Origin of the sequence: Kribbella sp. NPDC000426 (assembly GCF_040300265.1) — a bacterium.
GTDB lineage: Bacteria > Actinomycetota > Actinomycetes > Propionibacteriales > Kribbellaceae > Kribbella.
Genome location: NZ_JBEPDK010000009.1, coordinates 167,193 through 179,895, shown reverse-complemented (window position 1 = coordinate 179,895; position 12,703 = coordinate 167,193). Strand labels below are relative to the sequence as shown.

Annotated in this window: 12 protein-coding genes; 8 read left to right on the top strand and 4 right to left on the bottom strand. The window is 69.4% G+C overall.

Annotation, left to right across the window (positions count from 1 at the left end; translation table 11 throughout):
- The first annotated feature begins 64 nt into the window (after window positions 1–64).
- From def to ABT313_RS37875, 4 genes are read left to right on the top strand one after another with little or no spacing between them, the layout of a single operon-like run.
- Window positions 65–613 (top strand): peptide deformylase, encoded by a 549-nt coding sequence (gene def, locus ABT313_RS37890; RefSeq protein ID WP_350864283.1) that lies wholly within the window; start codon window positions 65–67, stop codon window positions 611–613.
- Window positions 610–1,533, top strand: coding sequence for a methionyl-tRNA formyltransferase (fmt, locus tag ABT313_RS37885; protein ID WP_350864281.1), 924 nt, complete (start codon window positions 610–612; stop codon window positions 1,531–1,533). Before def ends, fmt begins: the two co-directional genes overlap by 4 nt.
- Window positions 1,533–2,933, top strand: coding sequence for an RsmB/NOP family class I SAM-dependent RNA methyltransferase (locus tag ABT313_RS37880; protein ID WP_350864278.1), 1,401 nt, complete (start codon window positions 1,533–1,535; stop codon window positions 2,931–2,933). The genes fmt and ABT313_RS37880 overlap by 1 nt, the downstream gene beginning before the upstream one ends.
- 48 nt (window positions 2,934–2,981) lie before the next feature.
- A complete protein-coding gene (locus tag ABT313_RS37875; RefSeq protein ID WP_350864275.1) occupies window positions 2,982–3,974 on the top strand; it encodes a DMT family transporter in 993 nt (330 codons plus the stop codon).
- A gap of 9 nt (window positions 3,975–3,983) precedes the next feature.
- Here ABT313_RS37875 and ABT313_RS37870 read toward each other — a convergent pair whose 3' ends face one another.
- Window positions 3,984–4,943 (bottom strand): DMT family transporter, encoded by a 960-nt coding sequence (locus ABT313_RS37870; protein ID WP_350864272.1) that lies wholly within the window; start codon window positions 4,941–4,943, stop codon window positions 3,984–3,986.
- 100 nt (window positions 4,944–5,043) lie between these two features.
- Between ABT313_RS37870 and ABT313_RS37865 the strand changes: the two genes are divergently transcribed.
- From ABT313_RS37865 to ABT313_RS37850, 4 genes are read left to right on the top strand one after another with little or no spacing between them, the layout of a single operon-like run.
- On the top strand, window positions 5,044–6,249 hold the full coding sequence (locus ABT313_RS37865; protein ID WP_350864269.1) for a cysteine desulfurase-like protein: 1,206 nt from the start codon (window positions 5,044–5,046) through the stop codon (window positions 6,247–6,249).
- A gap of 37 nt (window positions 6,250–6,286) precedes the next feature.
- On the top strand, window positions 6,287–7,858 hold the full coding sequence (locus ABT313_RS37860) for an alpha-amylase family protein (RefSeq protein ID WP_350864266.1): 1,572 nt from the start codon (window positions 6,287–6,289) through the stop codon (window positions 7,856–7,858).
- 13 nt (window positions 7,859–7,871) lie between these two features.
- Window positions 7,872–9,116: an ROK family transcriptional regulator gene (locus tag ABT313_RS37855; RefSeq protein ID WP_350864263.1), complete on the top strand. Its 1,245-nt coding sequence runs from the start codon at window positions 7,872–7,874 to the stop codon at window positions 9,114–9,116.
- 4 nt (window positions 9,117–9,120) lie between these two features.
- Complete coding sequence (locus ABT313_RS37850) at window positions 9,121–10,389, top strand: glycoside hydrolase family 125 protein (RefSeq protein ID WP_350864260.1); 1,269 nt, start codon at window positions 9,121–9,123, stop codon at window positions 10,387–10,389.
- On the opposite strand, the gene ABT313_RS37845 is transcribed toward ABT313_RS37850, so the two are convergent.
- The 3 genes from ABT313_RS37845 to ABT313_RS37835 all read right to left on the bottom strand — a co-directional run bounded on the left by ABT313_RS37845 (window position 10,382) and on the right by ABT313_RS37835 (window position 12,677).
- Entirely contained in the window at window positions 10,382–11,227 is an 846-nt protein-coding gene (locus ABT313_RS37845) for an ABC transporter permease (protein ID WP_350864257.1), read from the bottom strand. The two genes, ABT313_RS37850 and ABT313_RS37845, sit on opposite strands and share 8 nt — an antisense overlap.
- Window positions 11,217–12,113 carry an ABC transporter ATP-binding protein gene (locus ABT313_RS37840; RefSeq protein ID WP_350864254.1) on the bottom strand — a complete coding sequence of 299 codons (897 nt, stop codon included), beginning with the start codon at window positions 12,111–12,113 and terminating at the stop codon, window positions 11,217–11,219. The genes ABT313_RS37845 and ABT313_RS37840 overlap by 11 nt, the downstream gene beginning before the upstream one ends.
- 138 nt (window positions 12,114–12,251) lie before the next feature.
- Complete coding sequence (locus ABT313_RS37835; RefSeq protein WP_350864252.1) at window positions 12,252–12,677, bottom strand: hypothetical protein; 426 nt, start codon at window positions 12,675–12,677, stop codon at window positions 12,252–12,254.
- Window positions 12,678–12,703 lie beyond the last annotated feature (26 nt).

The window sequence follows — 12,703 nt, the reverse complement described above, 5'->3', positions numbered from 1 at the left end:
AATCCGCTCCACGAGCCAACTAGACTTGCGCAGTCCTGCCTCGTGGAACCCGTGTGGAGAGTCTGTGTCGGTCCAACCCATCCGCCTGTTCGGCGACCCCGTGCTGATCACCAAGGCCGAGCCGGTCGTCGACTTCGACGCCGAGCTGCGCCGCCTGGTCGCGGACCTCACCGACACCATGCAGGACGCGCCCGGATCCGGCCTGGCCGCGCCGCAGATCGGCGTCGGGCTGCGGGTGTTCACCTACCACGTCGAGGGCGAGCTCGGGCACCTGATCAACCCCGAACTGTCGCTCTCGACCGATGAGCAGTTCGGCCCCGAGGGCTGCCTGTCGATCCCCGGCCTGACCTTCGACTGCCGCCGCGCCCAGTCGCTGATCGCCAAGGGCTTCAACATGTACGGCGACCCGGTGGTGATCGAGGGCTCGGACCTGCTCGCCCGCTGCATCCAGCACGAGACCGACCACCTGGACGGCATCCTGTTCGTCGACCGCCTCGACCGGGAGACCCGCAAGCAGGCGATGAAGGCGATCCGCGAAGCCGACTGGTCGGGCCTGGGCGGCCCACCCCAGCTCAAGGTCTCGCCCCACCCCACGAACGGATTCGGCCTGTGAGAGTCGTCTTTGCCGGTACGCCGGAACCAGCCGTCACCGCGCTCGAGGCGATCGTTGCCAGTCGTCATGAGCTGGTCGGCGTCGTCACCCGGCCGGATGCGCCGGCCGGTCGCGGGCGGAAGCTCGTCGCGTCGCCGGTCGCGCAGTACGCCGAAGAGCTGGGCGGGATCGAGATCCTGAAGCCGGTGAAGCCGAGCGATCCGGAGTTCCTGGCGCGGATGCGGGAGATCGCGCCGGACTGCTGCCCGGTCGTCGCGTACGGCGGTCTGCTGCCGCAGGCCGCGCTCGACATCCCGGAGCACGGCTGGATCAACCTGCACTTCTCGGTGCTGCCCGCGTGGCGTGGGGCCGCGCCGGTGCAGCACTCGATCATCGCGGGCGACGACGTCACCGGCGCGAGCACGTTCCGGATCGTGAAGGCGCTCGACGCGGGTCCGGTGTACGGCGTACTGACCGAGCCGATCGGCCCGTCGGACACGTCCGGCGACCTGTTGCACCGGCTGGCTGTGTCGGGGTCGAAGCTCCTCGTCGACACGCTGGACGGCATCGAGGCCGGCGTACTCGAGGCTCGGGAGCAGCCGGCCGACGGCGTGACGCTCGCGCCGAAGATCACGGTCGAGGACGCCGAGCTGGATCTGAACGCCCCGGCGCAGCGGGTGGATCGGCTGGTCCGCGGGTGCAACCCGGCGCCGGGGGCGTGGACGACGTTCCGGGGCGAGCGGCTGAAGGTGCTCGCCGTACGGCTGACCGACGACGAGCTGAAGCCCGGCGAACTGCGGGCCACGAAGTCGAGCGTGACGGTCGGCACCGGGAGCCGCGCGGTCGAGCTGGTCACGGTCCAGCCGCAGGGCAAGAAGCCGATGGCCGCGGCCGACTGGGCGCGCGGTATTCGCCTCACCGATCAGGACGTGCTGGGGTAGTGAGCGATCGGTCTCCGCGCAACCGTGCGCCGCAGGTCCGGCCGGATCGGGTCCGGCGGGTCGCGTACCAGGTCATCCGGCAGGTGACCGCCGAGGGCGCGTACGCCAACCTCGCCCTGAACAAGGCCCTCCGCGATGCACGCCTGTCCGGCCGCGACGCCGCGTTCTGCACCGAGCTCGTCCACGGAACACTGCGCTGGCAGGGCACGTACGACGCCTTCCTCGCGCGCAGCGTCTCCCGCCCGCTGGCCGACCTCGATCCTGAGCTCCTCGACCTGCTCCGCCTCGGCACGCACCAGCTGCTGAACATGCGGGTCGACTCGTACGCCGCGGTCAACGAGATGGTCACCCTGACCCGCTCCGAGCTCGGCCAGAAACGCACCGGCTTGGTCAACGCCGTCCTGCGCAAGATCAGCCAGCGCTCGCTCGACCAGTGGATCGACACCGTCGCCCCGCGGGACGATTCCCTCGGCTTCCTGGCGATCGCCGAGGCCCACCCGCCCTGGGTCGTGGCGGCCTTCGAGCGCGCCCTGTCAGACGGACCGGGCGCCGCACCTCCAGGTGATGAGGCCGTCGAGCTTGAGCGCTTGCTTATCGCTGACAACGAGCCTCCGCGCGTGACGCTTGTTGCCCGGCCCGGGGTGGCTGAGGTGGAGGAGCTGGTCGCGGCTGGCGCGGCCCCTGGACGGTGGTCGCCGTACGCGGCTGTCCTGGAGGGCGGTGGGGATCCGGGGCGGATCGACGCCGTGGCGAGTGGGCGGGCCGGTGTGCAGGACGAGGGTTCGCAGCTGGTTGCGATTGCGTTGGCGTCCGCGAAGGTTGACGGGGACGACGCGAACTGGCTCGACCTGTGTGCGGGACCGGGTGGGAAGTCGGCGTTGCTCGCGTCGCTTGTGCCCGACGGCCAGCTGACCGCGGTCGAGCCGCTCAAGCACCGGGCCGAGCTGGTTCGCTCCAACCTGCGTGCGATCCCTGGCGACCACAAGGTTCTCGTGGGCGACGGCACCAAGCCGACCTGGCCGGCCGGTTCGTTCGATCGAGTGCTGGCCGACGTCCCGTGCAGTGGGCTCGGCGCGCTCAGGCGGCGCCCCGAAGCCCGCTGGCGGCGTACGCCGGAAGACGTCGTCGAACTGCGTCCGCTCCAGGAGGCGCTGCTCGAGTCGGCGATCACCTCGGTCCGTCCGGGCGGCGTGGTCGCGTACGTGACCTGCTCGCCTCATCCCGACGAGACCAGGGCGGTCGTCGACGCCGTACTGGGCCGTCGCTCCGATGCCTCGCTCGAAGACGCACGGGCACTGTTCCCCGGCGTACCGGATCTGGGGGACGGGCCGGACATCCAGCTCTGGCCGCATCTGCACGGCACCGACGCGATGTATCTGGCGCTCATCCGGCGGTCATAATCCGGACCTGCTGTCAGCAGCTACAGGCCGGACGGTCATGATGGTGAGGTGACAACGACCGCCACGCCTCCCGCCGTTTCGACCCGGCAGCACCATCTCGTCGGCCTCGTCTCGGCGTTCGGGATCGGCATGCTGGTCGCGGTGCAGTCGCGGTTGAACGGCGAGCTCGGCGGCATCCTCGGCGACGGGATCCCGGCGGCGCTGATCTCGTTCGGCACCGGGTTGCTGATCCTGCTGGTCGCGACCGCCGTGGTGCCGCCGGTACGGCGCGGACTCGGCAACGTCTGGCGCACGATCAGGACCCCGATGCGCGGGTACGGCGGTCTGCGCTGGTGGCAATGCCTCGGTGGGCTCGCGGGTGCGTTCCTCGTCGCGACCCAGTCGATCACCGTCTCGATCATCGGCGTCGCGGTCTTCCTCGTGGCCGGTGTCGCGGGGCAGGCGATCAGCAGCCTGGTCGTCGATCGTCTCGGCTTCGGACCGGCCGGCCCGCAGCCGCTCACCGCGATCCGGATCGTCGGTGCGATGGTGGCTCTGGTTGCGGTCGGCCTGGCGGTATCGGAGCAGCTGAGTCACCCCGACGGCCTGTTGCTGGCTGTACTTCCCGCGCTCGGCGGCGTCGGCACCGCCGTACAGCAGGCCATCAACGGCCGGGTCGCGCGGACCGCTTCGACTGATGCGTACGGCGCCGTCGCCGCCGGGGTCGTCAACTTCCTGGTCGGATTCGCCGCGCTGCTGCTGGTGTTCCTGGTCGACCTCGCACTGCGCGGCGCACCACGGCATCTGCCGAGCGAACCCTGGTTGTACTTCGGCGGCGCGTGCGGCGTGATCTTCATCAGCGCCGCGGCCGCCGTGGTCCGGGTCGTCGGCGTCTTCGTGCTCGGCCTCGGCACCATCGCCGGCCAGCTCATCGCGAGCCTGTTCATCGACATCTTCGTCCCCGTCGCCGACAAGCCGGTCACAACCCCGGTCGTCGCCGGCACCCTCCTCGCCCTCGCGGCAGTCGCCGTCGCCGCGGTCCCGAACCTCCGCCGCCGCTGACCGGCGCCGTCAGGTAGTCACCGGCGCCTCGACCGCGACGACCGGCTTGCGGCGCACACCCAGCACGCCTTGGGAGACGGCGACGCCGAGCAGGACGACGAGCCCGCCGACCGGCTGGTACCAGGTGATGTGTTCGTGCAGGACGATCACGCCGACGATGATCGAGAAGACCGGCATCAGGTACGTGACCATCGACGAGCGGCTCGCGCCGATCAGCCGGATGTTGCGCATGTTCAGCACGAAGGCGAGCCCGCTGCCGAGCGCACCGAGTGCGACCACGCTCAGCACCACCTCGATCGACAGCGACCACGGCGCGGGCGGCGCCTGCCGGGTCACGATCGGCGCGACGATCGCCAGCTGAACAGTTGCGCACAGCAACAAAGCCGCCGACAGCGCGGTGCCGGACAGCGTCGTGCCCGCCAGGAACTTCTTCTGGTAAGGGATCGCGAGCCCGTAGAACACCGCCGCGAGCATGCACAGCCCCTGCCCGATCAGATCCGCTCCGCTGTCGACCCGCCACGCGCCGAGGACGACGAGCATCCCGGTGAACCCGATCAGCAGCCCGACACCGCGCTGCACCGAGAACACCTCGGTCCGGAAGATCAGCACGGCGATCGGCAGCACGATCAGCGGGGTGATCCCGTTCCAGATGCCGGCCAGCAGGGACGGGATCCGCTCCTCGCCGTACCCGAACAGGGTCCACGGGATCGCCGAGCCGATCGCACCGGCGACGAACGAGTGCGCCCACAACCGCGGATCGCGCGGCAGCGGCTCGCGCTTCACGACCAGGATCGCGAGCAGTACGACGGACCCCGCGATCACCCGCCCGAGCGCCAGGTAGAGCGGCGGCAGCTCCCGCACGCCGACCGAGATGAACAAGAAGCTGCAGCCCCAGATCGCGGCCAGCGCCAGCATCACCGGGAGCCAGGCCCGCACCGGGGCCTTGTCAGGAGTCGTAACGGTACTCACTCCTGACATCCTGCACTACCGCACCGACATTCCGGAGATTTTTATCCGCATTCGGGCACGCGGTAGCGGTGGATGTCAGGAGTGAGCGAGGATGACGCTCATGTGTGCCTTCGAGGTGGTGGCGGTCCGGAAGCAGTTCCCCGCGCTCGACGAGGGAGCGGCGCACTTCGACGGTCCGGGCGGCTCGCAGACGCCGCAGGCCGTCGCCGACGCGGTGGCGCGGACGATGGTCTCGGCGCTCGCGAACCGCGGGCAACTGACGCCCGCCGAGCGTCGCGCCGACGAGATCGTCGTCGGCGCCCGCGAGGCGATGGCCGATCTGCTCGGGACGACCGCGCAGGGCATCGTCTTCGGCCGCAGCATGACCCAGCTGACGTACGACTTCTCGCGCACGCTCGCCAAGACCTGGTCCGAGGGCGACGAGGTGATTGTCACGCGTCTCGACCACGACGCGAACGTCCGCCCGTGGGTGCAGGCCGCCGAGGCTGCCGGCGCGACCATCAGGTGGCTCGGTTTCGACCCCGAGACGTCCGAGCTCGACGACGTCGCGCCGCTCCTGACCGACCGCACCCGCCTGGTCGCGGTCACCGGCGCGTCGAACCTCCTCGGCACGCGGCCCGACACCCGGCGGATGGCCGACCAGGTCCACGAGGCCGGGGCGCTCATCTACGTCGACGGCGTGCATCTGACCGCGCACGTGCCGGTCGATGCGGCGTACGCCGACTTCTACGTGTGCTCGCCGTACAAGTTCTTCGGGCCTCACCTCGGCACGCTGACTGCGGCGCCGGAGCTGCTCGAGACGCTCAAGCCGGACAAGCTGATGCCGTCGTCGAACGTCGTACCGGAGCGCTTCGAGTTCGGCACGCTGCCGTACGAACTGCTGGCCGGCACGACAGCGGCCGTCGACTTCCTGGCCGGTCTCGGCGGGACCGGCGCCACCCGTCGCGAGCGACTTGTCAGCTCACTCGAGCTGGTCGAGGAGCACGAGGACAACCTCCGGGACGACCTGGAGTCCCGCCTCGCCGCGATCCCCGGCATCACGCTGTACGGTCACGCGACCAGCCGGACGCCGACTCTGCTCTTCAACCTCGAGGGCCACAGCCCGGCCGCCGTCGCGGAGCATCTCGCGAAGGCGGGCGTGAACGCACCGGCAGGCTCGTTCTACGCGTACGAGCCTGCTCGCGTCCTCGGACTCGGTCCGGCCGGAGCGGTCCGCGCCGGCCTCGCGCCGTACACGGACCAGTCGGATGTCGACCGTCTCGTCACGGCGGTAGCCGCCTTGACCGGCGCGAGAAGCACTAACTAAAGTCTGTGGGGAAAGTAATCCGCCCCGAGGGAGCCAGGTGAGAGAACCGACTGCTGTATTCGTCCAGGCGGATCTCTCGGACGGGTTGGCCACCGCGGTCAGATCGGGGACGACCTGGTCCGCGGCCGGCGCCGAGGTCAGCTGGAACGACGGGTCCGTCGAGGTCACCGCGACCGCGATCTCCCGCGTCGCGCTGCGCTGGACCTCGAAGCTCCCGGCGGATGCGCTGATCCTCGGCGACGCCTGGGAGCGTTCGTACGGCGACCTGCAGTGGCGCCACGTCCAGCCCGAGCGTCTGCTGCCGTGGTACTTCCTCGTGCACGACCCGCAGACCGGAAGCACGACCGGGGCAGGCGTGGACGTGCAGCCGAATGCGTTCTGTTCCTGGACGGTCGACGCGGACGGTTTCACGCTCTGGCTTGACCTGCGCAACGGCGGCGGTCCGGCACACTTGAGGGGCCGGACGCTGACTGCGGCGACCGTGCGACTATTCAAGGAGAGCGGCACCCCTTGGCAGACCCTGAACGCAGCGGTCGCCACCATGAGCACCCGACTACCGGCGCGACCTGAGCCCGCGCCGGTGGTCGGGGCCAACAACTGGTACTACGCGTACGGCGAGAACTTCGACGAGAAGGCGGTCCTCCAGGACGCGACCACGATCGTCGAACTCGCAGACGGTCATCCGGTCAAGCCGTTCAGCGTCGTCGACGACGGCTGGTACCCGGGCGGTGTCTGCTCCGGCGGCCCCTGGGACCGCGGTACGCCGGGCGTCTTCGACGACATGGCCGGTACGGCGGCCGCGATCAAGGCGATCGGCGCGCGCCCGGGGCTGTGGTTCCGGCCGCTGCTCGTCCGCGAGCCCGGTTCGTTCGCGTCGAAGGGTCCGCACGACAAGCCCGGTCGCGCGCTCGATCCGTCGTACCCCGAGGTCGTGGACGGCATCCGGGCCGACCTCGAGCGGTTCCGGTCCTGGGGCTTCGAACTCGTGAAGCACGACTTCAGCACGTACGACGTGTTCGGCGCGTTCGGGCCGGCGATGGGTTCGCGGCTGACCCGCGGCGGCTGGCAGCTGCACGACACCTCGCGGACGACGGCCGAGATCGTCCTCGCGTTCTACCGCGAGATCCGGGCCGCGGCTTCCGATGTCGTACTGATCGGCTGCAACACCGTCGGCCACCTGGCTGCCGGGCTCGTCGACGTACAGCGGACCGGAGACGACACGTCCGGGCGGGACTGGGAGCGGACCCGGAAGATGGGCGTCAACACGCTCGCGTTCCGGCTCCCGCAGCACAACCGGTTCTTCACCGTCGACGCGGATTGCGTTCCGTGCACGCCGCAGACGCCGTGGGAGCTCAACGAGCGCTTCCTCGACCTGGTCGCTCGATCCGGTACGGCGCTGTTCTTGTCGATCGATCCAGCAGCCCGGACGGAGCGGTCCGACCAGGCGTTGCGGAACGGTATACATTTGGCGCTCAGTGGTGGTGCGGCGGCCGGGGTCGAGCCGACGGATTGGCTCGTGAACACCACGCCGAACGCCTGGCGGGCAGGTGACGAGGCCCTCCACTACGACTGGTCGCGTCCGTGGGGTGCGGACCCGACCGCGAACTGACCTGGGGGCTCTTGTGACGGTACGGCGGGGCACGAATCTCGATCGGGTCGGCGGCTTCAACGACGCCGTCGTACTCGACGCGATCCGCCGCAGCGAGCAGCTCAGCCGGGTCGAACTCGCCGAAGCAACCGGGCTGTCCGGCCAGGCCATCTCGAACATCGCCCGCCGTCTGCTCGACGCCGGGCTCGTGCGCGAGGCCGGCCGGCTGCGCGGCGCGGGCCTGGGTAAACCGCGGACGCTGCTCGAGCTCGAGCCCACCGGCCAGTACGCCGTCGGCGTGCACCTCGATCCGTCCGTGGTGACCGTCGTACTGCTCGATCTCACCGGCGAGGTGATCGCGCGGCGGCCCGTCGACCAGTACGCCGACGATCCCGGCGTACTCATCGACGGCATCGCCAAGACGATCGAGGACGTGATCGCCGAGTCCGGTGCACTGCGCGACCGGGTCACCGGCGTCGGCATCGCGGCGCCCGGTCCGATCGATGTCGAACGCGGTGTGGTCGTCGATCCGCCGAACCTGTCGGCCTGGCACCTGGTCCCGCTGCGCGACGAACTGCGCGAGCGGACCGGTCTGCCGATCCTGCTGGACAAGGACGTGACCGCGGCCGCGTCGGCGGAGAAGTGGGCCGGGCACGGCGGCAGTTTCCTGTTCTTCTATCTCGGCACCGGTGTCGGCGCGGGGCTGGTGATCGGTGACGAGATCGTCCGGGGCTCGTCCAGCAACGTCGGCGAGATCGGCCATGTGATCGTCGATCCCGACGGTCCGGTCTGTTACTGCGGGCGGCGCGGGTGCGTGGGCGAGAGCAGTCAGCCGCGGTACCTCGTGCAGCAGGCGGTCGAGGCCGGGGTACTTGCCCAAGGCATCGATGATCGGCCCGCGGTCGACGCGGCGTTCGCGCGGCTGTGTGCGTTGGCTGCCGACGGTCCGGGTGTTGCTCGGGAGATCGTCGTCGCTCTCGCCGGGCGGATCGCGAAGGTCGTCGAGGACATCGCCAATCTGCTCGACCTGGAGCGGGTCGTCTTCGGCGGTCCGCACTGGGAGCACCTCGCGCCCGTGCTCGGCGACGCGGTGCGCGATGCGCTCGACGGCCGCTTCCTGGTGCGCGCAGTACATCCGTTCGAGGTTGCCGGTACGGCGCTCGGCCCGGACGTGGGAGCGATCGGCGCCGCCAGCCTCGTTCTCGACCAGACTTTCTCGCCGAATCCCTCCCTGTCGTTGCAAAGCAGCACTGATGTCCCTGGTGTCGTTGAAAGGTGATTTGATGATCGACCCCGAGGTCCTCGCCCGAGCCGTTGCTGCTGTTCAGCAGGCGACCGGCGACGAGGTGATCGCGGAGATGTTCCGGCGCTCGATGGCCGGCAACCTGCCCGCGGTCGCCGAGCAGTTGCCGGACGGGACGACGTTCGTGCTCACCGGCGATATCCCGGCGATGTGGTTGCGGGATTCCGCGGCTCAGATGCGCCCGTACCTGCTGTTGTGCAACGAGGATCCGGGGCTGCAGGACACGCTGATCGGCGTACTGCACCGGCAGCTCGAGTACGTCGTACTCGATCCGTATGCGAACGCCTTCAACAAGTCGGCCAACGGGGCGGGGCATGTGACCGACGAGACGGACATGTCGCCGTGGGTCTGGGAGCGCAAGTACGAGATCGACTCGCTGTGTTTCCCGCTGGAGCTCGCCTATCGGCTGTGGCGGATCACCGGTCGCGCGGACGTCATCGACTCGCGGTTCCGCGCGGCCGCCGAGGCGATCGTCGAGTTGTGGACGGTCGAGCAGGACCACGAGGAGAGGTCGCCGTACCGGTTCCAGCGGCTCGACGACCGGCCGTCGGACACGCTGGTACGCGACGGGCGCGGGCGGCTGACCCGACCGACCGGGATGTCGTGGAGCGCCTTCCGGCCGAGCGACGACGCGACCGAGCTGGGCTTCAACGTGCCGGGCAACATGTTCGCGTCGGTCGTGCTGGGCTATCTCGAGGAGATCGCGACCGAAGTACTGCGGGACGCCGAGCTGGCCGATCGCGCGAAGGGTCTGAAGGCGGAAATCGACGAGGGCATCGCTTCGCACGGGGTTGTGGATCATCCCGTGCACGGGCGGGTGTATGCGTACGAGGTGGACGGCTTGGGGGAGTCGTTGCTGATGGACGACGCGAACATGCCCAGCCTGCTGTCGATCCCGCTCACCGGGTACGCCGCCGCGGACGATCCGACGTACCTCGCGACGCGGACGTTGTTGCTCAGCCCGGAGAACCCGTACTACTACAGCGGCACGCATGCGGCCGGCATCGGCAGCCCGCACACGCCGCCGCACTACATCTGGCACATCGCGCTCGCCGTGCAAGGCATCTCGAGCACGTCGTCGGCCGAACGCCAACGCCTGCTGGAACTCCTCCGCGACACCACCGGCGACACCGGCCAGATGCACGAAGGCTTCAACGTCGACGACCCCACCCAATACACCCGCGAATGGTTCTCCTGGGCCAACGCCATGTTCTGCGAACTAGCCCTCATCCACGCCGGCATCAGGTGACGTCTCGGCGGCGGGTGGTCCAGTAGGCCAGGGCTGCGAAGGTGGCGCAGTACGCGAAGAGGGTTAGTAGGGCTCGGGTGCCGCCTACTGCGTCGCGTACTCCGGGTGGGGCGTCGGTGGTGGCCATGCCGGTTACGGAGAAGACCAGGGAGCCGGCGTTGGTGCCGGGGAGGGTGTTGGTTAGCCATTTGAGGCCTGGTAGGAGACTGCCGACGACTCCGGCCAGGAGGGTCTCGATGCCTAGGATCCAGACGACGCCTAGGCCGATCGGCAGGGCTACGTTGCGGAAGGCAACGGCTAGGACGGCGCCGGCCAGGCACCAGGTCATCAGGACCAGCCAACCGCCGGCGAGACCTTGCGCGAGGGCGCCGATGCTGGGCCAGGTCATGGAGCCGCTTTCGGCGGCGGCGACGCCGATGCTGCACAGTGAGCAGGCGACGAAGATGCCCAGCACCCACAACGCGATCATGGTGCCCAGGGCAAGGAACTGTGCGGCGAGGATCGTGCCGCGGCGGGGACGTTGGGTGAGGACGGTCTTCAGCGTGCCCCAGGTGTACTCGCCCCCGATCACGATCGCGCCGAGGACGAGCGCCAGTGCGCCGGCGAAGATCGGGTAGCCGCCGATCGTGTTGTCGATGACGCGTTCGGGGAGCATGCCGCGGAGGACCTCGGCGCGTGGTACGCCGTCGGTGGCCGGGGTCTCGTCGCCGGTGGTGTAGGCGAGGTACGGCAGCAAGTAGCCGAAGATCAGGCTCAGCACCAGCCCTGCGCCGAACAGCACCCAGACCGCGGATCGTTTGCGGAGCTTGAGCAGCTCCGCCCGGTAGCTACCCAACATCGGCCTTCTCCTCCGTGGTGAGCTCGAAGAAGATGTCCTCGAGCGCTCGTTCGGTCATGTGCAGTTCGGAGACGGCGATCCCGGCGCCGACCAGCACGCTGTTCACCTCGGCGGCCCGAGCCGGATCTACGGCCACCCGGAGCGTGTCGTCGTACTGGTGCACTGTGCCGAAGCGCGTCAGGATCGCTTGCGCCTTGTCCTTCGGGTCGGCGCGGACGACCAGCTCCTGTTCGCCGCGCAGTTCCTCGACGTTGTGCTCGGCAACCATCCGGCCGGAGTTGATGATCCCGACCCGGTCACAGATCTGCTGTACTTCGCCGAGCAGGTGGCTGGACAGCAGCACGGTCCGCCCGCCGGTGCCGAGCTCGCGGATCAGCCGGCGCATGTCGCGCATACCGGCCGGGTCGAGCCCGTTCGTCGGCTCGTCGAGGATCACCAGCTCGGGATCCTTCAACAGCGCGGCCGCGACCCCGAGCCGTTGCTTCATCCCCAGGGAGTACGTCGAGAACCGGTCCTTGGCGCGATCGGCCAGGTCGACCAGCTCGAGTACTTCGTCGATCCGCTGCCGCGACACCCCGGCGTACTCGGCCAGCAGCCGCAGGTTGTCCAGCCCGGACAGGTACGGGTAGAACGCCGGCGACTCGATCATCGACCCGGTCCGCCCCAGTACGTCGGCCTGCCCGGGCTTCCCTCCCAGCACGCGTACGTCGCCACTCGTCGGCGCGATCAGCCCGGTGAGGATCCGGAGCGTGGTCGTCTTGCCGGCGCCGTTCGGACCGAGGAACCCGTACACCTCGCCCGGCAGCACTGTCAGATCGACACCATCGACCGCGAGGGTGTCGCCGTATCTCTTCGTCAGTCCAGTGATCTCAACTAGCGCATCCATACCTAGAGCCTGGCGGCCGACCCCGCCGTACCGCGTCGCCTCGGGGGAGTCATCGCGGCTACCCCCGGCGGAGTACTGCAGCTCGACAGGAAGTATCCGCTGATCGAGCTTGTCGCGCGTCCTGTCGAGATGCAGGACTCAGGTGCTGGGGTTGGACGGCAAGCGTTGGGTGTTTCCGGCGGCGAGGGCTTCGGCGACGTGATCGACGGCAGACCGGATCAGTTCGCCATAGCCGTCGGCGGGCAGCAGGTGGAGGTGCTGCCGGGCCAGCTGCAAGTGCTCCTCAGCCTGCGGCGACTGAGCCAGCCGGCGGTAGTCGTCGGCGAGGTTGAGGTGCAACGAAGGCAGCCACTGCAGGTCCTCGACCACCTCCAGGGCGCGGAGGTCCCAGGTCAGTTCGTCCTCGGTCTCGTCCTGGACGTCTGCCAGGTAGTGCGCGATCGCGCATCGCGTCTGCCGGTCGTCGACCTTCTCCCACAGTGCGGTCAGCTGCGTGCGGGCCGCTTCACGGTCGCCGGCTCCGCCCAGTGCGACGGCGGCTGTGATCTCCTCGAGGTGCTCCATCCGAGCAGCCTCGGGCTTCGAGTAGC

Coding starts and splice junctions, on each gene's coding strand:
- ABT313_RS37835 (WP_350864252.1), bottom strand. CDS start 12,677: ATGGAGCACCTCGAGGAGATCACAGCCGCCGTCGCACTGGGCGGAGCC.
- ABT313_RS37840 (WP_350864254.1), bottom strand. CDS start 12,113: ATGGATGCGCTAGTTGAGATCACTGGACTGACGAAGAGATACGGCGAC.
- ABT313_RS37850 (WP_350864260.1), top strand. CDS start 9,121: ATGATCGACCCCGAGGTCCTCGCCCGAGCCGTTGCTGCTGTTCAGCAG.
- ABT313_RS37865 (WP_350864269.1), top strand. CDS start 5,044: ATGTGTGCCTTCGAGGTGGTGGCGGTCCGGAAGCAGTTCCCCGCGCTC.
- ABT313_RS37845 (WP_350864257.1), bottom strand. CDS start 11,227: ATGTTGGGTAGCTACCGGGCGGAGCTGCTCAAGCTCCGCAAACGATCC.